The sequence below is a fragment of the Micromonospora sp. II genome, from assembly GCF_001709195.1.
Classification (GTDB): Bacteria; Actinomycetota; Actinomycetes; order Mycobacteriales; family Micromonosporaceae; genus Micromonospora; species Micromonospora chalcea.
Genome location: NZ_LYXF01000009.1, coordinates 22,585 through 44,668, shown reverse-complemented (window position 1 = coordinate 44,668; position 22,084 = coordinate 22,585). Strand labels below are relative to the sequence as shown.

Sequence of the window (22,084 nt, the reverse complement as noted above, 5' to 3'; positions counted from 1 at the left end):
CTCACCCACACGTGACCGGCGGCGCGCGCGCCGACCCCAAACGCAGCAGGTGAGGAGTGACCGTGACGTCCACCAGAGACCGCCAGCGCGCGGCGGCGCGGGCCAAGCTCGAGCGGGAGATGGCGGAGCGGGCCGGCAAGGCCCGCAAGCGCCGGCAGACCCAGGCGATCGTCGGCGCCGCGGCCGTGCTGGTGCTCGTCGTTGCCGGCACGGTGTGGCTGGCCACCTCGCTCGGCGGCGACGACGACGAGCAGACGGGCGGCACGACCACTGCCGACGCCGTGCAGTGCGCGTACACGGAGGTGCCCAAGGAGGGCCGGCCGCCGCAGATCAAGGACGTCGGGCTGCCGCCGACCCAGCAGGCCGGCAAGGGCTCCCAGACGATGACCATCGACACCAACCTGGGCCCGATCACCGCCAAGATCGACCGTGCCGCCGTGCCCTGCACCGCGGGCAGCTTCACGCATCTCGCCAGCAAGGGCTTCTTCGACAACACCAAGTGCCACCGCCTGGTGACCGAGGGCATCAAGGTGCTCCAGTGCGGCGACCCGAGCGCCACCGGCAAGGGCTGGCGGGACACCGACGGCACCGGCGGGCCCAGCTACAACCTGGCCGAGGAGAACCTCCCCACCAACAAGCGCCCGCCGTACCCGGAGGGTGTCATCGCGATGGCCAACTCCGGGCAGCCGGGCAGCACCGGCAGCCAGTTCTTCATCGTGTACGGCGACTCGCCGCTCGACCCGAACTACACGGTGCTGGGCACCATCACCGGTGGCATGGACGTGGTGAAGCAGGTCGCCGCGGCCGGTGACGACGGCGCGTTCGCCAAGCAGGCCGGCGGTGGTCACCCGAAGAAGGAGATCACCATGACCAAGGTGACGATGAGCCCGGTCGAGGGCGGCTGACCGCACCGGTACGACGACGAAGCGCCCGCCGGCTGATCGCAGCCGGCGGGCGCTTTCGCGTACGTGGTGGCTCAGGCCCCGGAGGTGACCCGGTACGCGTCGAACACGCCGTCGACCTTGCGTACCGCGGCCAGCAGGTGGCCCAGGTGCTTCGGGTCGGCCATCTCGAAGCTGAACCGGCTCACCGCCACCCGGTCCCGGGTGGTGGTGACGGTCGCGGAGAGGATGTTGACCCGCTCCTCGGACAGCACCCGGGTCACGTCGGCGAGCAGCTTGTGCCGGTCCAGCGCCTCGACCTGGATGGCGACCAGGAACGTGGACGCCGAGGTGAGCTTCCAGCTGACCTCGACCACCCGCTCGGGCTGGGCGCGCAGGTCCTCGGCGTTGGCGCAGTCGTCGCGGTGCACGCTGACCCCGCCGGAGCGGGTGACGAAACCGAACACCGAGTCCGGCGGCACCGGTGTGCAGCAGCGGGCCAGCTTGATCCAGACGTCGCTGACGCCGCGGACCACCACGCCGGGGTCGGCGCTGCTCTGCCGGCTGCGCGGCGGCCGGGTGGCGACGGCGGTCTCGGCGATGTCCTCCGCCGCGCCCTCCTCGCCGCCGTAGGAGGCCATCAGCTTCTGCACGACCGACTGCGCGGAGACCTGGCTGTCGCCGACCGCCGCGTACAGCGAGGCCACGTCGGCCAGGTGCAGGTCCCGGGCGATCGCCATCAGCGCGTCCGAGGTGAGCATCCGCTGCAGCGGCATGCCCTGCTTGCGCATCGCCTTGACGATCGCGTCCTTGCCGGCCTCGATCGCCTCCTCGCGCCGCTCCTTGTTGAAGTACTGGCGGATCTTCGTGCGCGCGCGCGGGCTCTTGACGAAGCCGAGCCAGTCCTGGGTGGGGCCGGCCGTGTCGGACTTCGACGTGAAGATCTCGATCACGTCGCCGTTGGACAGCGTCGATTCGAGGGGCACCAGCTTGCCGTTGACCCGCGCGCCGATGCACTTGTGCCCGACCTCGGTGTGCACCGCGTACGCGAAGTCCACGGGCGTCGACCCGGTCGGCAGCGGGATGACGTCGCCCTTGGGCGTGAAGACGTACACCTCCTGGCTGGACAGGTCGAACCGCAGCGCGTCCAGGAACTCGCTCGGGTCGGCCGCCTCGCGCTGCCAGTCCAGCAGCTGCCGCAGCCAGGTCATCTCGTCGATGTGCGCCGGCGGGCCCACCACCGGGGTGCCCTTGTGCTCCTTGTACTTCCAGTGCGCGGCGATGCCGAACTCGGCGGTGCGGTGCATCGCGTACGTGCGGATCTGCATCTCCACCGGCTTGCCGGTGGGCCCGATGACAGTCGTGTGCAACGACTGGTACATGTTGAACTTGGGCATGGCGATGTAGTCCTTGAACCGGCCCGGCACCGGCTGCCAGTTGGCGTGGATGACTCCCAGCGCCGCGTAGCAGTCGCGCACCGTGTCGACCAGGATCCGCACACCCACCAGGTCGTAGATGTCGTTGAAGTCGCGCCCCCGCACGATCATCTTCTGGTAGATCGAGTAGAGGTGCTTCGGCCGCCCGGTCGTCTCCGCCTTGATCTTGGCGGCCTTCAGGTCGGTGGAGACCTTCTGGGTCACCTGGCGCAGCAGCGCCTCCCGCTGCGGCTGGTGCTCGCCGATCAGCCGGTTGATCTCCTCGAACCGCTTCGGGAACAGCGTGCCGAAGGCGAGATCCTCCAGCTCCCACTTGATCGTGTTCATACCGAGGCGGTGCGCCAGCGGCGCCAGGATCTCCAGCGTCTCCTTGGCCTTCTGCTCCTGCTTGGGGCGCGGCAGGAAGGTCAGGGTCCGCATGTTGTGCAGCCGGTCGGCCAGCTTGATCACCAGGACCCGGGGGTCCTTCGCCATCGCGACGACCATCTTGCGGATGGTCTCGGCCTTGGCCGCGTCGCCGAGCTTGACCTTGTCGAGCTTGGTGACGCCGTCGACGAGCAGCGCGACCTCGCCGCCGAAGTCGGCGCGCATCGCGTCGAGCGTGTATTCGGTGTCCTCGATGGTGTCGTGCAGCAGCGCCGCGACCAGCGTGGTGGTGTCCATGCCCAGGTTCGCCAGGATGGTCGCCACCGCGAGCGGGTGCGTGATGTAGGGGTCGCCGGACTTGCGGTACTGCCCCGAGTGCCACCGCGCGGCCGTGTCGAAGGCGCGCTGCAGCAGCCGCGCGTCGGCCTTGGGGTGGTTCTCCCGGTGCGTCGCGATCAGCGGCTCCAGCACCTCGCTGACCTGCGAGGTCTGCCAGGGCGCGTTGAACCGGGCCAGCCGGGCGCGTACCCGCCGGCCGGTGGGCGCGTTGGAGAGCGCGAACCCGCCGCTGGTCGCCGCGTCGGCGGCAGCCTCGGTCGGGAACGGCACCACGACCGCCCCGCCGTCGGCCGTCGCGTCGGGCGCGCCGCCGGTGGCGCCGGTCGCCCGGGCCTGCGGGTTGCCGCTGCGCTCGGTCACCGAGCCGTCCGCGTCGCCTGTCGGGTGCACCGTGCCCTCCACCGGAGGGACGACATCGTGGGACACCGGCCTCCTCACCGCTCGCCGGGATGCGCCGGCCGTTCGGCCGACGTCTGGTTCAACCGGCCCGGGGGCCGGTGTTGTTCCGCGCGGTCACCGGGGCCGGGCCCCGGCGCCTTCGCCGCCCCGGACACCTCGGCCGGGTCGGGCAAAGCGCAATGCTACCCGTACGCAGGGTACGCCACCGCTCCCCCGGACGGTCGGCGCCGACCGGCCCGACGGCCGGGGCCGGGTCAAACGGTCAACAGGGCGTGGACCGGACGCGGCGCGAGCCGCTTGCGGCCTTCCAGGAAGCCCAGCTCCAGCAGCACGGTGAACCCGGTCACCGTGCCACCGGCCCGCTCCACCAGGTCCAGCGTCGCCTCGGCGGTGCCGCCGGTGGCGAGCACGTCGTCGAGCACCAGCACGCGGTGGCCGGCGGTGAAGGCGTCCTGGTGCACCTCCAGCGTCGCCTCGCCGTACTCCAGCGCGTAGGAGGCGGAGTGCGTGGCCCGGGGCAGCTTGCCGGCCTTGCGCACCGGCACCACGCCGACCCCGGTGGCGTACGCGACGGCCGCGGCGAGCACGAACCCACGCGCCTCGATGCCGGCGACGGCGTCGAACGAGTCGCGCCCGTGGTACGCGATGATGCCGTCGATCACCTCACGGAACGCCGTACCGTCGGCGAACAGCGGCATCAGGTCCTTGAACACGACACCCGGCTTGGGGAAGTCCGGCACGTCCAGCAACCGGCTGGCGACGAGCTGGGCGACCTCCGGGCCGCTGTCTCCGCGTACGCCCGTGGTGTGGGTCTCCGTCACAGTGCGTCCCATGTCCTCTCGAAACGACGACGGCGTCCGTCATGCCGTGAGTCCAGCATGACGGACGCCGTCGTCGCGACTACGTCCGGGCCCGTGGTTCAGCGGCGCTTGCCGCCGGGCCGGTTGCCGCCACCGCCGGCGGGCCGGCCGCCGCGGGCGCCGCTGGGGCGCTTGCCGGCCGGGCGGGCGCCGACCTTGGGGGCGGCGCCGGCGAGCGCGGCGGCCTCCGGGTCGATCGGCTCGTCGGCGTCGGCAGCCGGGGCGGCGCGCGAGGCGCCCTTCGGCGTGATCTCGCCCCGGGCCAGCGCGGCCCGGCGCGACAGCACCCGCTTGTTGTGCGCGCTGATCCGCGGGTCCATGTTCTTCAGCAGCACCAGCAGCGGGGTGGCCAGCACGATCGAGGTCAGGAACGCCACCGCCATACCGACGAACAGCACCAGGCCGAGGTCCTTCAGCGTGCCCGCGCCGAGCAGGCCGGCGCCGATGAAGAGCAGGCCGCCGACCGGCAGCAGCGCCACCACCGAGGTGTTCAGCGACCGCATGAGGCTCTGGTTGAGCGCCAGGTTGGACGCCTCGCCGTAGGTGACGTTGTTGTTCGCGGTGATGCCGCGTGTGTTCTCCTGCACCTTGTCGAAGACCACCACCACGTCGTAGAGCGCGAAGCCCAGGATCGTGAGGAAGCCGATGATCGTCGACGGGGTGACCTCGAAGCCGACCAGCGAGTAGATGCCGGCGGTGAGGACCAGGTTGGTCAGCAGCGAGGTGATCGCCGCGACCGCCATCCGCCACTCGAAGCGCAGCACCAGGTAGATCGACACCACCGCGATGAAGATCAGCAGACCGAGGAAGGCGCGGGAGGTGACCTGGCTGCCCCACGCCTCGGAGACCTGGCTGCCGCTGATCTGGTCGGCCTGGATGCCGAACTCCTCCGCCATCGCGGCCTTGGCCGCGTTGGCCTGCTCGGCGCTGAGCTGCCCGGTGCGCATCTCGTAGAACTCGCCGCTGGTGCTGCCGACCTTCTGCGCGCTCACCACCTCGACGCCGGGCGCCTCGTCGGCCAGCACCTCGTCGACGGTCTGCTCGGCCCGGTCCAGCGTGCCGACGCTGGCCGGCACCTGGAACGTGTTGCCGCCGGCGAACTCGATGCCGAGCTTGAAGCCGCTGATCGCGAAGCTGAGCACCGCGATCAGGACGAGGACGCCCGCCACGCCGAACCACAGGTTGCGGCGGCCGACGATGTTGAGATCCGCCTCGCCCCGGTAGAGCCGGGCGGCCAGACCGTTCTTAGCCATCTCAGGCCTCCTTGACACGCGGGTTGCGGGCGGTGCCCGACTCGGCCGACCGGGCCGGCAGAGCCCGGCCCAGACCGCTGACCCGCGGCGACAGGAACGCCCGGGTGCGGGCGAACATCGTCATGATCGGGTGGCGGAAGAGGAACACGACGACCAGGTCGAGCACTGTCGCCAGGCCGAGCGCGAAGGCGAAGCCCTTCACCGCGCCGACCGACACGATGTAGAGCACCACCGCCGACATCAGCGTGATCGCGTTCGCCGAGATGATCGTCCGGCGGGCCCGGATCCAGGCGCGCGGCACCGCGCTGCGTGGGCTGCGGCCCTCCCGGATCTCGTCCTTCAATCGTTCGAAGTAGATGACGAACGAGTCCGCCGCGACGCCCAGTGAGACGATCATGCCGGCGATGCCGGCGAGCGTGAGCGTGAAGCCGATCGAACGGCCGAGCACCACGAGCGCGCCGAAGACCAGCAGCGCGGAGAGCACCAGGCTCAGGAAGATGACCGAGCCGAGCAGCCGGTAGTAGAAGAACGAGTAGATGATGACCAGCAGCATGCCGATGCCGGCGGCCAGCAGACCCGCCTTGAGGTGGCTGTCGCCGAGCGTGGCGGTGACGTTCTGCTGCTCCTGCGGCTCGAACGTGACCGGCAGCGCGCCGTAGCGGAGCTGGCTGGCGAGCGCGTTCGCGGTCTTGTTGTCGAAGCTGCCGGTGATCTGCGAGTCACCGGTCAGCACGCCCTGGATCTCCGGGGACGAGACGATCTCGTTGTCCAGGACCACGGCGACCCGGCACTTGCCGTCCTGGCCGAGCGCGGTCTGGTCGCAGGCCTGGCCCTCGTTGTTGAACGCCTCGCGGGTCAGCGCGGTCCACTTCTCCTGGCCCTTGCCGGTGAAGTTGAGGCTGACCACCCAGGAGCTGGTCTGGTCGAGCTGGGCGGAGGCGTTCTTGACGTCGGTGCCGAGCACCTTCGCCACGTCGAGGAGGTATTTCGCGCCGGACTCGCAGGCGACCGCCTTCTGCTTCTCGTCCTTGATCGAGGCGGCCGGGCGCTTGTCGAGCTGGGCGCAGGTGATGGTCGGGACGTTGAACTGCATCTCGACCGGCAGGACCGCGACCTCCTGCGGAGTGAGCGTGCCGAACGGCTTGAGCTTGTCGGCGAGCGTCGGGTCGGTGGTGAGGTCGGCCGGGGCCTGCAGGCCCGAGGCGGCGGCCCAGGCGGCCGCGCCGACCTTCTGCTCGACGGCCTTGCGCTGCTGCTCGATGCTCTGCGGCACCGGCTCGGCGCTGGCGCTGGCGCTGGGGGACGCGGCGCTCGGCGAGGCCGACGGGGTGGCCGAGGCGCTGGCGCTCGGGTTCGGGGCCATGCCGCCCTGTCCGCCGGCGCTCGGCGACCCGCTGACCTTGGGGCTCGTGGTCGCCTGCGGCGACGCGCTGCCCGACGGCGCCGGGCTGGCGGTACCGGACGGAGCGACGCTCGGGGTCGGCGCGGGCGCGGCGGCGGCGCCGCTGCCGTCGGTGGCCTTGAGGACCTTGCGGAAGCGCAGCTCGGCGGCGCTGCCCACGTCGGTCAGGTCCCGGTTCTGGCCGGGCAGGGAGATGACGATGTTGCGGTTGCCCTCGGTGACCACCTCGGCCTCGGCCACGCCGTAGGCGTTGACCCGGCTCTCGATGATCTGGCGCGCCTCCTCGAGGTTGCCGGCGGTCGGCGGCTTGCCGTCCACGGTGTTTGTGGCCTCGAGCGTCAGCCGGGTGCCGCCGACGAGGTCCAGGCCGAGCCGGGGCTCCAGCCGGTCCTTCCAGCCACCGCTGGCGCCGCCCGAGAAGAACACCAAAAGATAGAGGACGACGAAGATGAGCCCGAGCACGGCGAGCTGCCGTCCGGGCCGCATCTGTCCCTGAGGTGGTGCCACGGCTGTCCTGTCTCCCTGTACGGTCGCGCCGCTTCCGCGGCGGCGACAACTGTCGGGCCGGGGGTGTCCGCCCGACTGCTCCGGCGGATCGGCACCGGCCGACGGCACGCCGACCGGGGCACGGCGCGGGGGCGCCGCACGGCCTGGCCGGGTGCCGGCGCCGGGCGCCGACCCCAACTATCCACTTGTACCGATGATTCCGCTGCCCCGTCCGGGGCGGCAGTCACTCCTTGACCGGCTCGGCTTCCTCGCTGATCGTCTCGGCGGCCGGCGCCTCGGCGCGCTTGATCACGCGGGCCACGGCGGGGCGGGCGTACCGGGTCTGCACACCCGGGGCCACCTCCAGCAGGACGGTCTCGTCCTCGACCGCGGTGACAGTGCCGTGCAGGCCGCCGATGGTGACCACCTCGTCGCCCGGGGCCAGGGCGGACTGCATCTGCTCGGCCTCGCGGCGGCGCTTCTGCTGCGGTCGGATCATCATGAAGTACATGACGACGAAGAGCAGAGCGATCATCAGGATCGGCGTCAGACCGCCGGCTCCCCCGCCACTCGCTGCTGCGTAAAGCACGGTGTAGACCTTCCGGTTGGCCTCCGTCCCGGCGCCGGAGGGCGCCGCAGCGGAAGCGGATTCTCACGTCCTGTACAAACCGCGGCGAAGTCTAGTCCCTGCTCCTGAGAAGACCGAATGCGGCACAGATCACGAACGGATCACGGCTGGTCGGTCTGTACCGAGAAGAGATCGGGCCCCGAAGAGGTATCCGCACCAAATGTACCATTCGGCGGGTTGCGGCCCAGATGCCGCCAAGCGGCCTCCGTCGCCACCCGCCCCCGCGGCGTACGCGCCAGCAGGCCGGCCCGCACCAGGAACGGCTCGCAGACCTCCTCGACCGTGTCCGGCTGCTCCCCCACCGCGACCGCCAGCGTGGACAGGCCCACCGGGCCGCCCCGGAACGAGTCGACGAGCGCGGTCAGCACCGCCCGGTCGAGCCGGTCCAGGCCGAGCGCGTCCACGTCGTAGACGGTCAGCGCGGCCCGGGCGGTCTCCAGCGTGACCACCCCCTCGGCCCGCACCTCGGCGTAGTCGCGCACCCGGCGCAGCAGCCGGTTGGCGATACGCGGGGTGCCGCGGGACCGGCCGGCGATCTCCGCCGCGCCGTCAGCGGTGATCGGCACGCCGAGGATCCGGGCCGACCGGTGCAGCAGCGTCTCCAGGTCGGCCGGGGCGTAGAAGTCGAGGTGCGCGACGAAGCCGAAGCGGTCGCGCATCGGCCCGGTCAGCAGGCCGGACCGGGTGGTGGCGCCGACCAGCGTGAACGGCTCCACGTCGAGTGGGATGGCCGTCGCGCCCGGGCCCTTGCCGACCACCACGTCGACGCGGAAGTCCTCCATGGCGCTGTAGAGCAGTTCCTCGGCCGGCTTGGCGATCCGGTGGATCTCGTCGATGAACAGCACGTCGCCCTCGGCGAGGCTGGTCAGGATCGCGGCCAGGTCGCCGGAGCGCTCGATGGCCGGGCCGCTGGTCACCCGGATCCCCGCGCCCAGCTCGGCGGCGACGATGTTGGCCAGGCTGGTCTTGCCCAGGCCGGGCGGACCGGACAGCAGGATGTGGTCCGGCGGCGAGCCACGCCGCATCGCGCCCTGCAGCAGCAGGTCGAGCTGGTCCCGGACGCGGTCCTGGGCGATGAACTCGGCCAGCCGCTTCGGCCGGACGCTCGCCTCCGCGTCCCGCTCGGCGTCGTCGACGTACGCCGAGACCAGGTTCTCCCCGCTCATCGGGTCCGGCCCAGGAGGCGGATCGCCTGCTTGAGCAGGACCGGCACCGGCGGCGTCTCACCGTCCACGGTCTCCGCCACCGCGGCCACCGCCTGCTCGGCCTGGGCGGCCGTCCAGCCCAGCCCGACGAGGGCCTGGCGGACCTGCTCCGGCCAGGCGCCGGCGGTCACCCCGGCCGCGCCGTCGGCGCCCACCGGCACCGGGCCGATCCGGTCGCGCAGCTCCAGCACCAGCCGCTCGGCGCCCTTCTTGCCGATGCCCGGCACCCGGGTCAGCGCCGCGGTGTCGGCGTTGGCGATGGCCTTGCGGACCGCATCCGGCGTGTGCACGGCGAGCACCGCCTGGGCCAGCCGGGGACCGACCCCGCTGGCGGTCTGGAGCAGCTCGAACAGCTGCTTGGCGTCGTCGTCGGCGAAGCCGTAGAGGGTGAGCGAGTCCTCCCGGACGACCAGGCTGGTCGCCAGTCGGGCCGGCTGGCCCACGCGCAGCTCGGCGATCGTGCCGGGGGCGCACTGCACGGCCAGGCCGATGCCGCCCACCTCCACCACCGCGTGATCCGGGCCGGTGGCGGTCACCGTGCCGCGTACGCTCGCGATCATCGCGTCCCTCCTCGTCGGGCCCGCTGCGCGGCCTCGGCCAGCTTGGACCGGGTGCCGCCGCGCCACACGTGACAGATGGCCAGCGCCAGGGCGTCGGCGGCGTCGGCCGGTTTCGGCGGCTCGGGCAGCCGCAGCAGCCGGGTGACCATCGCCGTCATCTGCGCCTTGTCGGCCTGGCCGGAGCCGGTCACCGCCGCCTTCACCTCGCTCGGCGTGTACGTCGTCACCGGCAGCCCGGCCCGGGCCCCGGCGAGCACCGCGACGCCGCTGGCCTGCGCGGTGCCCATCACGGTGCGGACGTTGTGCTGGCTGAACACGCGCTCCACGGCGACCGCGTCCGGGCGGTGCTCGGCGACCAGGTCGGTGAGCGAGCGGTCCAGGTGCAGCAGGCGCAGCGGCAGGTCGTCGGCCGGGTCGGTGTAGACCACGTAGTAGGCCACGAGCGTGCAGGGGCGGCCCGGCACGCCCTCGACCACGCCGACCCCGCACCGGGTCAGCCCCGGGTCGACGCCCAGCACGCGCACGCCGCCTCCTCCCCGAGCCGCCAGCAGTACGTGTGTTCGACACACCCTACTGGTGCCCGCCGACGGCGGGTCGGCCGGACACGCCGGGCGCGGCCGGTGACGCGGCGCACCACACACCCGGGCGGTGGAGTATGTGTCGCCGCCCCATGTGCCAGGGGGCACCCGGCTCGTACGTTCATGCGCCATGACGGCAGAACCCGTGGTGGTCCCCCACGTCGTACACGTCGACCTGACCGGCCGTACCGCGCTGGTCACCGGCGGCGGCAGCGGCATCGGACGCGCCTGCGCCCTGCGCCTGGCGGCGGCCGGCGCGACAGTGGTGGTGCTGGACCGCGACGAGGCGGCGGCCGGGGCGGTGGCCGCCGAGGCCGGTGGCCGGGCGGTCGGGATCGACCTCGCCGACCCGGCGGCGGTGGACCGCCTCGACGTCGACGCCGACATCGTGGTCAACAACGCCGGCCTGCAGCACGTCTCGCCGGTGCAGGACTTCCCGGTCGAGCGCTTCGAGTACATCCAGCGGGTGATGGTCGAGGCGCCGTTCCTGCTCGTGCGCCGGGCGCTGCCCCGGATGTACGCGAACGGCTGGGGCCGGATCGTCAACATCTCCTCGGTGCACGGGCTGCGCGCCTCGCCGTTCAAGGCCGCGTACGTCTCGGCCAAACACGCGCTGGAGGGCCTGTCCAAGGTGGTCGCGCTGGAGGGCGCCGCGCACGGCGTCACCGCCAACTGCATCAACCCGGCGTACGTGCGGACCGCGCTGGTGGAGAGCCAGATCGCCGACCAGGCGGCCACGCACGGCATCGGCGAGGACGAGGTGGTCGAGAAGATCATGCTGGCCCGGGCGGCGATCAAGCGGCTGATCGAGCCGGAGGAGGTGGCCGAGCTGCTGGCGTACCTGTGCTCCCCGCCGGCCGCGTTCCTCACCGGCGCCTCGATCGCCCTCGACGGGGGCTGGACGGCGAACTAGTGGCGCCCCGCACAATGTCGGTCATGTCGTCGCCGGTGGAGTTCCTGGAGTTGCTGGCGCGCGAGGCCGCGGCGGTCGAGTTCGAGGGTCCGCTGGTGGCCGCGCGCGCCGCCGGGCTGCCCGCCGACCGGCTGGCCGAGCTGGAGCAGGCGAAGGTGGTGGCGCTGCGGGTACGGGCGCTGCTGGCCCGGCGGCGGCGCCGGGAGACCGAGCTGTCCGGCCTCTACGACACCGCGAGCGACCTGGCCGGGCTGCGCGACCTGGACGACGTGCTGCACGCGATCGTGCACCGGGCGCGGATCCTGCTCGGCACCGACGTGGCGTACATGACGCTCAACGACGAGGAGCGCGGCGACACGTACATGCGGGTGACCGACGGCTCGATCTCGGCCCGGTTCCAGCGGCTGCGGCTGGAGCTGGGCGACGGCCTGGGCGGCCTGGTGGCGCAGACCGGCACGCCGTACGTCACCTCGAACTACCAGGAGGACGAGCGGTTCCGGCACACCGGGGAGATCGACGGCGGGGTGGGCGAGGAGGGCCTGGTGGCCATCCTGGGCGTGCCGCTGCGGCTGGGCTCCAGCGTGATCGGCGTGCTGTACGCGGCGAACCGCTCGGCCCGGCCGTTCGCCCGGGAGGAGGTGTCGCTGCTGGTGTCGCTGGCGGCGCACGCGGCGGTGGCGATCGACACCGCACGGCTGCTGGCCGAGACGCGGGCGGCGCTGGCGGAGCTGTCGGCGGCGAACAGCACGATCCGGGCGCACAGCAGCTCGGTGGAGCGCGCCGCCGCCGCGCACGACCGGATGACCGCGCTCGTGGTGCGCGGCGGCGGGATGGAGGACGTGGCCGCGGCGGTCACCGAGGTGCTCGGCGGGGCGCTGCTGGCGCTGGACGCCGAGGGCCGGCGGCTGGCCCGGGTCGGCGAGATCGAGGAGCCGGACCGGGCGGACATCGTGGAGGCGGTCGCCGCGTCGCGTACCGAGGGACGCAGCGTGCGCCGGGGTCCGCTCTGGTACGCCGCGGTGGTGGCCGGCGCGGAGAACCTGGGCGCGCTGGTGCTGCGCCCGGACGACGAGCTGGTCGACGCCGACCAGCGCATCCTGGAGCGGGCCGCGCTGGTGACCGCGTTGCTGCTGCTGTTCCGCCGCACGGTGGCCGAGGCGGAGGGGCGCGTGCGCGGCGAGCTGCTGGACGACCTGATCGCCCGGCCGCTGCGCGACGCGGACGCGCTGCGCGCGCGGGCCCGCCGCATCGGGGTGGACCTGGACGCGCCGCACGTGCTGGTGGCGGTCGGCGACGACGCGTTCGCCGAGACCGGCTCGGCCCGGCAGCGGGTGCTGTCCTGGGCCACCACGTACGCCTCGACCCGGGGCGGCCTGGCGGCGGCGCGCGACGGGCGGGTGGTGCTGATGCTGCCGGGCCGGGACGCGGGCGGCGCGGCCCGGGCGGTGGCCCGGGACCTGTCGCGGGTGACCGGGCGGCCGGTGACGGCGGGGGCGAGCGGCCCCTCGACCGGGCCGGCGTCGCTCGCAGTCACGTTCGCCGAGGCGGAGCGCTGCCTGTCCGCGCTGGGCGCGCTGGGCCGGGCCGGGCAGGGGGCGAGCACCGCCGAGCTGGGCTTCGTCGGGCTGCTGCTGGGCGCGGTGGGCGACGCCGGGGACCGGGACGTGGCCGGATTCCTCACCGCGACAGTGGGTCCGGTGGTGGACTACGACGCCCGGCGGGGCACGGCGCTGGTGAAGACGCTGGAGGCGTACTTCGGGGTGGGCGGCAGCCTGGCCCGGGCCGCCGAGCAGCTGCACGTGCACGTGAACACGGTCACCCAGCGGCTGGAACGGGTCGGGCAGCTGCTCGGCGCGGACTGGCAGCGCCCGGATCGGGCGCTGGAGGTGCAGCTCGCGCTGCGCCTGCACCGCCTGCGCACGCCCGCCCGCTGAGCGGGCCGGGCACGGCGACCCGGGGTCAGCGGACGCGCAGGCCGTCCAGGACGGTGTCCACGATCCGCTCGGGCACCACCCGCTCGTCCCCGGCGTGCCAGTGCAGCATCCGCTGGGTGAGCATCGGCGCGGTGAGCAGCGCCATGGTCACCTCGATGTCGATGTCGGCGCGGAGTTCGCCGCGCTCGATCGCGCGGCGCAGCACCTCGCGCAACGCCTCGCGGCGGGGCTCGACGATCGCCTCGTACGCCTGCCGGTGGGCCGAGCTGCGGTTCACCTCGGGCACCAGGCACGGCATGATCTTGCGGGCCCGGGGGTCGGCGTGCTGGCCGACGGCGCCGACGAGCAGCACCAGGTCGTCGCGGACGGAACGGCCGGCGCAGTGCGGCGCGGGCCCCTTGAGCGTGCGCAGCGCATCCAGCAGCAGCGCGTCCTTACCCGGCCAGCGGCGGTAGATGGTGGCCTTGCCGACTCCGGCGCGGGCCGCGATCGCCTCGATGCTCAGCGACTCGACGCTGTTGCCCTCGGCCAGCAGGTCGAGTGTGGCGTCCACGATCGCCTCGTCCGCGCGGGTGCTCCGCGGTCGTCCGGGCGACCGCGGAGCATCCGCCGTGGAAGTCATGTCAGACATTGTCCACGAACCTACGCGGCCCCGGCCAGCTCCCGGTCCGTGGCGGGGGTCGCACCACCGGCGGCGGCGACCGGCCGGCCGGGCATCCAGCACAGCACGATGACGAGGCCGAGCGCGGCCACCACCGCCGAGACGCCGGCGGCCCAGTGCATGGCCGAGACGAAGGAGTCGTTCGCCGCGTCGATGAGTCGCGGCGCGGCCGGGCCGAGCCGGTCGGCGACCGCGTACGCCCCGGAGACCGACTCGCGGGCCGCGTCGCGTACCGGCGCGGGCAGGGCGGCCACCGCCGGGGCGACCTGGTCGCGGTAGACGGCGGAGAGCACCGAGCCGAGCACCGCCACGCCGAGCGCGCCGGCGACCTGCCGCACGGTGTTGCTGACCGCCGACCCGACACCGGCCTTCTCCCGGGGCAGCGACGACATGATCGACTCGGTGGCCGGGGGCATGATGTTGGCCATGCCGGCGCCCTGGAGGAAGCCGAGCGCCGAGAAGATCCAGATCGGGGTGTCCGCGTCGATGAAGACGAACGCGCCCAGCGCGGTGGCGGTGAGCAGCAGTCCGACCGCCGCCACCGACCGGCCGCCGTAGCGGCGGACCATCGCCGCGCTGCGCGGGGCGAAGATCAGCTGGGCCACCGCGAACGGCAGGAACAGCAGGCCGCTCTCCAGCGGGCTGTAGCCGCGGACGAGCTGCAGGTAGAACGCGCCGAAGAACATCACGCCCATGGCGGCGAAGAAGACCAGCCCGACCAGCGCCACCGGGGCGGCGAAGCGGGGCACCCGGAACAGCCGTACGTCCAGCGACGGGTGGTCGCTGCGCAGCTCGTGGGCGATGAACCAGCCGAGCACCGCGAGACCGCCCAGCACCGCTACCCACACCTGCGGCCGGTCGAAGCCGTGCTCGCCGCCGTCGATGATGCCGTACGTGAGCGCGACCAGGCCGACCACCGACAGCAGCACTCCGGGCACGTCGACCCGGCCGGGCTTCGGGTCGCGGGACTCCGGCACCAGGGCCGCGACCAGCACCACGCCGAGCGCCACCACCGGCACGTTGATCAGGAAGACCGAGCCCCACCAGAAGCGCTCCAGCAGCGCGCCGCCGAGCACCGGGCCGATCGCCACGCCGAGGCCGACCGCGCCGGCCCAGACGCCGATCGCCTTGGCCCGCTCACGCGGGTCGAAGACGTTGGAGATGATCGAGAGCGTCACCGGCATGATGGCCGCGCCGCCGACGCCCATGAGCGCGCGGGCCGCGATGAGCTGGGCCGGGTCCTGCGCGTACGCGGACAGCAGCGAGGCCAGCCCGAACAGCGCCAGGCCCAGGATCAGGAAGCGGCGGCGGCCGAGCCGGTCACCGAGCACGCCGAAGGTGAACAGCAGCCCGGCGAAGACGAGCGTGTAGGAGTTGATCGCCCATTCCAGCTCGCCCTGGGTGGCGCCGAGGCCGTGCACCGGGTCGGCGAGGGTGCGCAGCGCGACGTTGAGGATGGTGTTGTCGAGGACGACCACGAGGAGGCTGATCACCAGCACCCCGAGGATCGCCCACCTCCTCGGGTGTCCGGTGTTCCCGTGTGGCTCCACTGCAGGTTCTCCCCCCGGCTCCCCCGCGTCGAAATACGATACGGGCCAGACTCGTAACGGTGACGAGCGTAGGCGCGAGGATTTCGATACGGAACCGGTTCGTATCGAATGTGTGCCAGGTCACTTCTCGGCGTCAGGCGGCGCTACGCAGGCAGGCCAGCGTGGCCTCGCCGAGCGTGGTGAGGCGCTGCGGCACGGCCGAGGTGGGCGGGAACGGCTCGATCCAACCCGGGCCGGCGGCGAGCACCCGTACCCCTGGCAGGTCCCGCCGCAGCCGGACCAGGCGGTACGCGCGGCCGGTCACCGGGGTCTGCGACCAGACCACCACCACCCGCGGACGGACCCGCGCCGCCGCGCTGGCCAGCGCCGACCAGGGCAGGGCCGGGCCGAGGTGCAGCGCGCCGCGCCCGCGCTCGCGCAGCGCCGCGGCGAGCGCGTGCAGCCCGAGGCAGTGTGTCTCGTGCTCGGCGCCGGCCAGCAGCACACCCTGGGCGGGCAGCGGCCGGGTCGGCTCGCGGCCGAACACGTCCAGCCCGACCCGCAGCCCCTCGGAGAGGGCGTGCTCCATCGCGATCTCGGCGGCGCTGTCGCCGCGCAGCGAGCCGAGCAGCGGCAGGCAGACCTGTTCCCAGGCGGGCACCACGCCGGCCTCGGCGGCCAGGTCGAGCAGCAGCCCGGCGACCTGGTTGTCGTCCAGGTCCTCGGCGGCGGCGGTCAGCCGTTTGCGGGCCGTCTCGGCGGCCCCGGCCGGCATGTTCTCGGTCAGCAACGGACGTACCCCCGGGTAGCTCTCCTACCCAGGGGTTCGCTCGCACCGGCCGATCCGGATGCGCCGACGGCGGATCCGGATCGGCCGGTCAGTCCGGGAAGGTCACCACCCAGCGGGCGCCCTCGCCACGGGCCAGCCGCTCCAGCGCATCGGGCGCCTCCGCCAGCGGCACCGTGCCGCTCACCAGCGGGCCGAGGTCGAGATCACCGGCGGCGAGCGCGGCGGCCAGCTCCGGCACCTCCCGGTCCGGGTCGGTCGAGCCGTACACCGAGGAGCGCAGCGTGCGGGCGGAGTGGAAGATGTCCAGCGCGGAGAGGCTGAGCATGTCGTCCTTGCCGCCCATGCCGACCACGGTGACCGCTCCCCCGCGCCGCGTCGCCCGCCAGGCGGCGCGGATGGTGGCGGACCGGCCGACGCACTCGAAGGCGTGGTCCACGCCGCGCCCGTCGGTGCGCGCCCGGATCTGCTTGCCCAGCGTGTCGTCGGAGCGCAGGAAGTCGGTGGCCCCGGCCGCGAGCGCCAGGTCCCGCTTGGCCTCCACCACGTCCACGGCGAGGATCGGCGACGCGCCGGCCCGCCGCGCGGCGGCCAGCACGGCCAGGCCCACCCCGCCGAGCCCGATCACCGCTACCGACTCACCGGGCGCGACCCGCGCGGTGTTGCGGACCGCGCCGACGCCGGTGAGCACCGCGCAGCCCAGCACCGCGGCCTGCTCCGGCGGCAGCCCGGCCGGCACCGGTACGGCGGCGCGCTGCGGCACCACCACCTCCTCGGCGAGCGCGCCGAGCCCGAGCGTGACCGCGAGGGGCTCACCGGCGGCCGTCTTACCCCGGGGTGTCGACGGGTTGGGATTGGCCGCGCAGAGCCACGGCTCACCGTGCCGGCAGTGCCAGCAGTCCCGGCAGGCCGGCGCCCAGTTGAGCACCACGGGTGTGCCGACCGCGATCGTCGTGTCCGGCCCGGCCTCGGCCACCACGCCGGTCGCCTCATGGCCCAGCACCAGCGGGTACGCGGGCGCCAGCGTGCCGTCCACCATGGCCAGGTCGGAGTGGCAGATGCCGGCGGCGCGGATGCGTACCCGCAGCTCGCCCGGGCCGGGCGCGGGCAGGCGTACCTCCTCGACCGCCGGGGTCTCGCCCCGGCCGCGTACCACCAGCGCCCTCACCGCTGGATCGCCTTCAGCTCGGTGAACTCCTCCACGCCGTACGCGCCCAGTTCCCGGCCCAGGCCGGACTGCTTGTAGCCGCCGAACGGGGCGAGCGGGTTGAACGCGCCGCCGTTGACGTCCACCTGACCGGTACGCATCCGCCGGGCCACCGCCAGCGCCGCGTCGGGGTCGGCGGACCAGACCGCGCCGGCCAGCCCGTACCGGGAGTTGTTGGCGATGGCGACCGCCTCGTCGGTGTCGGCGAACGGGATCACCGCGAGCACCGGGCCGAACACCTCCTCCTGGGCGAGCGCGCTGTCCGGGTGCACGTCGGCGAAGACGGTGGGCGCGACGAAGTGCCCCTGCGGCGGCAGCGGCGCGTCCGGTCCGCCGGCGACGAGCCGGGCGCCGTCGGCGAGCGCCCGGTCCACGTGGTCGCGTACCCGCCGGGCCTGCGCGGCGGAGGCGAGCGGGCCCAGCCGGGTGGCCGGGTCGAAGGGGTCGCCGAGCCGGTAGCCGGCCACCGCCGCCGCGACCAGGTCCAGGGCCTCGTCGTAGCGGTCGCGGTGTACGAGCATCCGGGTCCAGGCGGTGCAGGTCTGCCCGGAGTTGAGCAGCGCGTTGCCGACGCCGACCTTGACCGCGGTGGGCAGGTCGGCGTCGGCCAGGACGATGTTCGCGGACTTGCCGCCGAGTTCCAGCGACACCCGGGCGATCCGCTCGGCGGCCAGGTGGGCGATGCGCCGGCCGGTGGCGGTGGAGCCGGTGAACGAGACCAGGTCGACGTCGGGGTGCGCGGCCAGCGCCTCGCCGACCACCGGGCCGGTGCCGGGCACCAGGTTCACCACGCCGGGCGGCAGGCCGGCGTCGGTGATCGCGTCGAACAGCAGGTACGCGGTGAGCGGCGTCAACTCGCTGGGCTTGAGCACCACTGTGCACCCGGCGGCGAGCGCGGGCGCGACCTTCGCGACCACCTGGTGCAGCGGGTAGTTCCACGGGGTGATCGCGCCGACCACGCCGACCGGCTCGCGGACGACGAGCGAGTTGCCGACCGTGTGCTCGGCGGCCGGGCGGGCGGCCAGGTCGACCATGCTCCGCAGCACTTTGAGCGGCAGCCCGGCCTGGACGCGGGTGGCGAGCTTGAGCGGGGTGCCCAGCTCGGTGGCCACGGTGCGGGCGATCTCGTCGGCGCGCGCGGCGAGCGCGGTGTGCAGCCGGTCCAGGTGCGCGGCCCGCTGCTCGGGGGCGGTTGCGGCCCAGCCGGGGAACGCGGCGCGGGCGGCGGCGACCGCGCGGTCCACGTCGGCCGGCGTACCGGCCGGCACCTCGCCGATGATGCTCGCGGTGGCCGGGTTCTCCACCGGGACGGTGTCGTCCGACGACGGGTCGGCCCAGTCACCGGCGATGTGCAGGTGGCGGCGCGTCAGCAGGGCGGGCGGGGCGGCGGCGAGATCCATGGCGTCCTTCGGGGGCGGCGGTGGAAACTAGCGGTGGGAGTTTGGACGCTACTCCGGACCGCCGACCCGTTCCAGCGGGGCGACGGTGGCCGCGTACTCGGCGGCGAGGCCGTGCAGCAGCGCGTCCAGGCCGAGCGCGAACGCCCCCTCGTCCACGCTGCGCTGGTGGCCGGCGAGGCGGTGCGCCTGGTTGAGGTGCGGGTGCGCGGCGTAGAGCGAGGGGTCCTCGACGAAGCCGCGGGCGAACGAGCCGAGCGCGGACCCGGCCACGAAGTAGCGCATCGCGGCGCCGATGTGGGTGGCCCGCGCGGGCGGCCAGCCGGCCCGGACCAGCGCGCCGTAGACCGCGTCGGCCATGGCGAGCGCGGCCGGACGGCGGCCCGGCCCCTGCGCCAGGTACGGCACGATGTTCGGGTGCGCGGCCAGCGCGGCCCGGTACGAGCGCGCCCAGCGGCCGAGCGCGTCGAGCCACTCGTACTCGTCGAAGACGCCGATGTCCACGGTCGCCGCGACGCCGTCGGCCACCGCGTCGAGGATCTCCTCCTTGGTGGCGAAGTGGTTGTAGAGCGAGGGGCCGCGTACGCCCAGCGCGGCGGCGAGCCGCCGGGTGGAGAGCGCGTCCAGCCCGTCGGCGTCGATCAGCGCCAGCGCGGTCTCGACGATCCGGTCGCGGGTGAGCAGGGCCTGTCGGGGTCGGGGCACCTGATCATCATCCTCCTTTCGACATCGGGTCTGGACGCGGGAAAACTTCCAGCGCTAGTTTATAGCCAGTCGACCTGAGGGGGAACCGTGGACTTCGCACTGTCCGACGAGGAACGCGCGATCCGGGACACCGTTCGCACGTTCGTCACCCGCGAGGTGATGCCGCTGGAGGCGGAGGTGCTGCGCCGCGAGCGCGCCCACCAGCCCGGCCTCGACCGCTCCGAGCTGCGCGAACTGCAGCTCAAGGCGAAGAAGTTCGGCTTCTGGGGGCTGGCCACCCCGGAGGAGTACGGCGGCATGGCGCTGCCGGCGGTCATGCAGTCGCTGATCTGGACCGAGCTGGGCCGCACCTTCGTGCCGTTCCGCTTCGGCGGCGAAGCCGACAACATCCTGTTCCACGCCACCGAGGAGCAGAAGCGCGAGTTCCTCATCCCCACCATCGAGGGGGAACGGATCTCCTGCTTCGCCATCACCGAGCCCGGCGCGGGCTCCGACGCGGCGAACATCAAGCTGCGCGCCCGCCGCGACGGCGACGACTGGATCCTCGACGGCGAGAAGACGTTCATCACCAACGGCAACGACGCCGACTTCGCCATCGTGGTCGCCGTGACCGACCCGGAGAAGGGCGCCCGCCGCGGCGGCGCCACCGCCTTCCTGGTGGACCGCGCGATGGGCTGGCGCTCGGAGTTCATCCAGACCATGGGCGAGGGCGGCCCGGCCTCGCTGATCTTCGACGGCGTACGGGTGCCGCACCGCAACATCCTCGGCGAGATCGGGCAGGGCTTCACGCTCGGCATGGAGTGGATCGGCAAGGGCCGCTACACCATCCCGTCGCACGCCGTCGGCATCGCCGAACGAGTCCTCCAGATGGCGATCGACCACGCCAACACGCGGGAGACGTTCGGCGCGCCGATCGCCACCAACCAGGCCATCCAGTGGATGATCGCCGACTCGGAGACCGAGCTGGAGGCGGCCCGCTGGCTGATCCTGCGCTCGGCCTGGACGGTCGACCAGGGCCTCGACCCCCGGCACGCCTCCTCGATGGGCAAGCTCTACGGCGCCGGCATGGTCAACCGGGTGGTGGACCGCGCGCTGCAGATCCACGGCGGCATGGGCTACACCCGCGAGCTGCCGATCGAACGCTGGTACCGGCAGGTCCGGCTGTACCGGATCTTCGAGGGCACCGACGAGATGCAGCGGCTGATCATCTCCCGGGACCTGCTACGCGGCTACACGAAGATCGGCGGCCACCTGGCCTGAGTGGCCTGGGCGGTCGCCGGGCCGAGCCGTCAGCCGGTCAGCGCCTCGACCGCCCGGTCCACGTCCTCCTCGGTCGTGTACAGGTGGAACGAGGCGCGGACCCGGCCCGCCCGGACCGCCGCGCGCACCCCGGCGCGGGCCAGCCGTTCCTGCGCGTCCGGCACGTCCACGGAGACGATCGCGCTGTCGCCGGGCGGGCGGCCCAGCCCGGTCAGGAACCGGTTGGCCAGCCCCACGTCGTACGCGCGCACCTCCTCCGGATCGAGGTCGGCGAGCAGCTCCAGCGCGGGCGCGGCCCCGACGTAGCACAGCCAGGACGGGGAGATGTCGAAGCGCCGGGCGTCGTCGGCCAGGCGCAGCGGCAGTCCGTAGTAGGAGGCGTGCGGGTCCTTGCCCGCGAACCACCCGGCCGCGTCCGGGCGAATCCGCTCGCGCAGCTCCGGCGCCAGGTAGGCGAAGGCCGCGCCGCGCGGCGCCATCAACCACTTGTACGCACCGACCACCACCGCGTCCGCCCGGTCCGCGGCGAACGGCAGCCACCCGCACGCCTGCGTGGCGTCGACCACCACGACGGCGCCGTGCGCGCGGGCCGCCGCGACGATCTCGTCGTACGGAGCCACGACGCCGTCGGCGGACTGCACCACGCTGAACGCCACCAGGTCGGTGCCGGCGTCGATCGCGTCGACCAGGCCGGCCAGCGGCACGGTGCGGACCCGCACCCCGCGCTCCTGCTGGACGAGCCAGGGGAACAGGATCGAGGTGAACTCGCTCTCGGGCACCACCACAGTCGCACCCTCCGGCAGGCTCGCCGCGATCGGCGCGACCAGCTGCGACACGGCGGAACCGATGCTCACGTCGGCGGCGTCCACGCCGGTCAGCCGGGCGAACGCGGCCCGGGACCGGTCCACCGACTCGTCCCACACCTCGAACGACACCCGTCCGCCCCGCCAGTCGGCGAGCACCCGCTGCACGGCGTCCCACACCGGCTCGGGCGGCAGCCCGTAGGTGGCGGTGTTCAACCAGCCCGGTTCCGGCTGCCACAACTTCCGTGCCTGCTCCAGCTCCATGCCCCCGACGCTAACCACCCCCACCCCACCCCCGACACCACCAATCCCACCCCCGTGGCCCCCGCACCGCCCACCCCCACGCCCGCCCCCGCCCGGCCCGCCCGGCCCCGGCAATCTTGCACTTTCGGCCCCGGCGAATCGGGGCAAACAGGCCCTCGGTGGGGCCGAAGCTGCAAGATCGCGGCAGAACGAGGGCGTTGGGGGGCGGCGAGATGTACAAAATCGCGCGGC

The 22,084-nt window shown here is 73.4% G+C and carries 19 protein-coding genes; 4 read left to right on the top strand and 15 right to left on the bottom strand.

The window, feature by feature from the left end:
• Window positions 1–62 precede the first annotated feature (62 nt).
• Window positions 63–905 (top strand): peptidylprolyl isomerase, encoded by an 843-nt coding sequence (locus A8711_RS05845; protein ID WP_043330340.1) that lies wholly within the window; start codon window positions 63–65, stop codon window positions 903–905.
• A gap of 71 nt (window positions 906–976) precedes the next feature.
• Here A8711_RS05845 and A8711_RS05840 read toward each other — a convergent pair whose 3' ends face one another.
• The 8 genes from A8711_RS05840 to ruvC form a co-directional block, all read right to left on the bottom strand.
• A complete protein-coding gene (locus A8711_RS05840; protein ID WP_043324973.1) occupies window positions 977–3,448 on the bottom strand; it encodes a bifunctional (p)ppGpp synthetase/guanosine-3',5'-bis(diphosphate) 3'-pyrophosphohydrolase in 2,472 nt (823 codons plus the stop codon).
• 227 nt (window positions 3,449–3,675) lie between these two features.
• Window positions 3,676–4,242 carry an adenine phosphoribosyltransferase gene (locus A8711_RS05835; RefSeq protein WP_043324974.1) on the bottom strand — a complete coding sequence of 189 codons (567 nt, stop codon included), beginning with the start codon at window positions 4,240–4,242 and terminating at the stop codon, window positions 3,676–3,678.
• Window positions 4,243–4,340: 98 nt separating this feature from the next.
• Window positions 4,341–5,534 (bottom strand): protein translocase subunit SecF, encoded by a 1,194-nt coding sequence (gene secF, locus A8711_RS05830; RefSeq protein WP_069087662.1) that lies wholly within the window; start codon window positions 5,532–5,534, stop codon window positions 4,341–4,343.
• A gap of 1 nt (window position 5,535) precedes the next feature.
• The gene (gene secD / locus A8711_RS05825; RefSeq protein ID WP_176722758.1) at window positions 5,536–7,443 is read right to left on the bottom strand and encodes a protein translocase subunit SecD; all 1,908 of its coding nucleotides are present in this window, start codon (window positions 7,441–7,443) and stop codon (window positions 5,536–5,538) included.
• Between the two features lie 223 nt (window positions 7,444–7,666).
• A complete protein-coding gene (gene yajC / locus A8711_RS05820) occupies window positions 7,667–8,011 on the bottom strand; it encodes a preprotein translocase subunit YajC (RefSeq protein ID WP_036343450.1) in 345 nt (114 codons plus the stop codon).
• Between the two features lie 140 nt (window positions 8,012–8,151).
• Window positions 8,152–9,216 (bottom strand): Holliday junction branch migration DNA helicase RuvB, encoded by a 1,065-nt coding sequence (ruvB, locus tag A8711_RS05815; protein ID WP_043324977.1) that lies wholly within the window; start codon window positions 9,214–9,216, stop codon window positions 8,152–8,154.
• Complete coding sequence (ruvA, locus tag A8711_RS05810) at window positions 9,213–9,815, bottom strand: Holliday junction branch migration protein RuvA (protein ID WP_043324978.1); 603 nt, start codon at window positions 9,813–9,815, stop codon at window positions 9,213–9,215. The genes ruvB and ruvA overlap by 4 nt, the downstream gene beginning before the upstream one ends.
• Window positions 9,812–10,339 carry a crossover junction endodeoxyribonuclease RuvC gene (gene ruvC / locus A8711_RS05805; RefSeq protein ID WP_030502538.1) on the bottom strand — a complete coding sequence of 176 codons (528 nt, stop codon included), beginning with the start codon at window positions 10,337–10,339 and terminating at the stop codon, window positions 9,812–9,814. The genes ruvA and ruvC overlap by 4 nt, the downstream gene beginning before the upstream one ends.
• Window positions 10,340–10,523: 184 nt before the next feature.
• On the opposite strand from ruvC, the gene A8711_RS05800 reads away from it, so the two are divergent.
• Complete coding sequence (locus A8711_RS05800; protein WP_030502539.1) at window positions 10,524–11,306, top strand: 3-hydroxybutyrate dehydrogenase; 783 nt, start codon at window positions 10,524–10,526, stop codon at window positions 11,304–11,306.
• A gap of 14 nt (window positions 11,307–11,320) precedes the next feature.
• Complete coding sequence (locus A8711_RS05795) at window positions 11,321–13,240, top strand: helix-turn-helix domain-containing protein (protein ID WP_069087661.1); 1,920 nt, start codon at window positions 11,321–11,323, stop codon at window positions 13,238–13,240.
• 25 nt (window positions 13,241–13,265) lie between these two features.
• Here the strand turns inward: A8711_RS05795 and A8711_RS05790 are convergent, their stop codons facing one another.
• The 6 genes from A8711_RS05790 to A8711_RS05765 form a co-directional block, all read right to left on the bottom strand.
• Window positions 13,266–13,871: a TetR/AcrR family transcriptional regulator gene (locus tag A8711_RS05790; RefSeq protein WP_030502541.1), complete on the bottom strand. Its 606-nt coding sequence runs from the start codon at window positions 13,869–13,871 to the stop codon at window positions 13,266–13,268.
• A gap of 11 nt (window positions 13,872–13,882) precedes the next feature.
• The gene (locus tag A8711_RS05785) at window positions 13,883–15,451 is read right to left on the bottom strand and encodes an MFS transporter (protein ID WP_069087660.1); all 1,569 of its coding nucleotides are present in this window, start codon (window positions 15,449–15,451) and stop codon (window positions 13,883–13,885) included.
• Between the two features lie 133 nt (window positions 15,452–15,584).
• A complete protein-coding gene (locus tag A8711_RS05780; RefSeq protein WP_223201133.1) occupies window positions 15,585–16,220 on the bottom strand; it encodes a transcriptional regulator in 636 nt (211 codons plus the stop codon).
• A gap of 88 nt (window positions 16,221–16,308) precedes the next feature.
• A complete protein-coding gene (locus A8711_RS05775; RefSeq protein ID WP_233607668.1) occupies window positions 16,309–17,385 on the bottom strand; it encodes a zinc-binding dehydrogenase in 1,077 nt (358 codons plus the stop codon).
• The gene (locus A8711_RS05770; RefSeq protein WP_064448532.1) at window positions 17,382–18,824 is read right to left on the bottom strand and encodes an aldehyde dehydrogenase family protein; all 1,443 of its coding nucleotides are present in this window, start codon (window positions 18,822–18,824) and stop codon (window positions 17,382–17,384) included. Before A8711_RS05770 ends, A8711_RS05775 begins: the two co-directional genes overlap by 4 nt.
• A 48-nt stretch (window positions 18,825–18,872) precedes the next feature.
• The gene (locus A8711_RS05765) at window positions 18,873–19,526 is read right to left on the bottom strand and encodes a TetR/AcrR family transcriptional regulator (protein ID WP_043324983.1); all 654 of its coding nucleotides are present in this window, start codon (window positions 19,524–19,526) and stop codon (window positions 18,873–18,875) included.
• Between the two features lie 87 nt (window positions 19,527–19,613).
• On the opposite strand from A8711_RS05765, the gene A8711_RS05760 reads away from it, so the two are divergent.
• Window positions 19,614–20,786 carry an acyl-CoA dehydrogenase family protein gene (locus A8711_RS05760; RefSeq protein ID WP_043324984.1) on the top strand — a complete coding sequence of 391 codons (1,173 nt, stop codon included), beginning with the start codon at window positions 19,614–19,616 and terminating at the stop codon, window positions 20,784–20,786.
• Between the two features lie 29 nt (window positions 20,787–20,815).
• On the opposite strand, the gene A8711_RS05755 is transcribed toward A8711_RS05760, so the two are convergent.
• Window positions 20,816–21,853, bottom strand: coding sequence for an aminotransferase class V-fold PLP-dependent enzyme (locus tag A8711_RS05755; protein ID WP_069087659.1), 1,038 nt, complete (start codon window positions 21,851–21,853; stop codon window positions 20,816–20,818).
• Window positions 21,854–22,084: the final 231 nt, after the last annotated feature.

Coding starts and splice junctions, on each gene's coding strand:
- secF (WP_069087662.1), bottom strand. CDS start 5,534: ATGGCTAAGAACGGTCTGGCCGCCCGGCTCTACCGGGGCGAGGCGGAT.
- ruvB (WP_043324977.1), bottom strand. CDS start 9,216: ATGAGCGGGGAGAACCTGGTCTCGGCGTACGTCGACGACGCCGAGCGG.
- ruvA (WP_043324978.1), bottom strand. CDS start 9,815: ATGATCGCGAGCGTACGCGGCACGGTGACCGCCACCGGCCCGGATCAC.
- A8711_RS05800 (WP_030502539.1), top strand. CDS start 10,524: ATGACGGCAGAACCCGTGGTGGTCCCCCACGTCGTACACGTCGACCTG.
- A8711_RS05795 (WP_069087661.1), top strand. CDS start 11,321: ATGTCGGTCATGTCGTCGCCGGTGGAGTTCCTGGAGTTGCTGGCGCGC.
- A8711_RS05790 (WP_030502541.1), bottom strand. CDS start 13,871: ATGTCTGACATGACTTCCACGGCGGATGCTCCGCGGTCGCCCGGACGA.
- A8711_RS05770 (WP_064448532.1), bottom strand. CDS start 18,824: ATGGATCTCGCCGCCGCCCCGCCCGCCCTGCTGACGCGCCGCCACCTG.
- A8711_RS05755 (WP_069087659.1), bottom strand. CDS start 21,853: ATGGAGCTGGAGCAGGCACGGAAGTTGTGGCAGCCGGAACCGGGCTGG.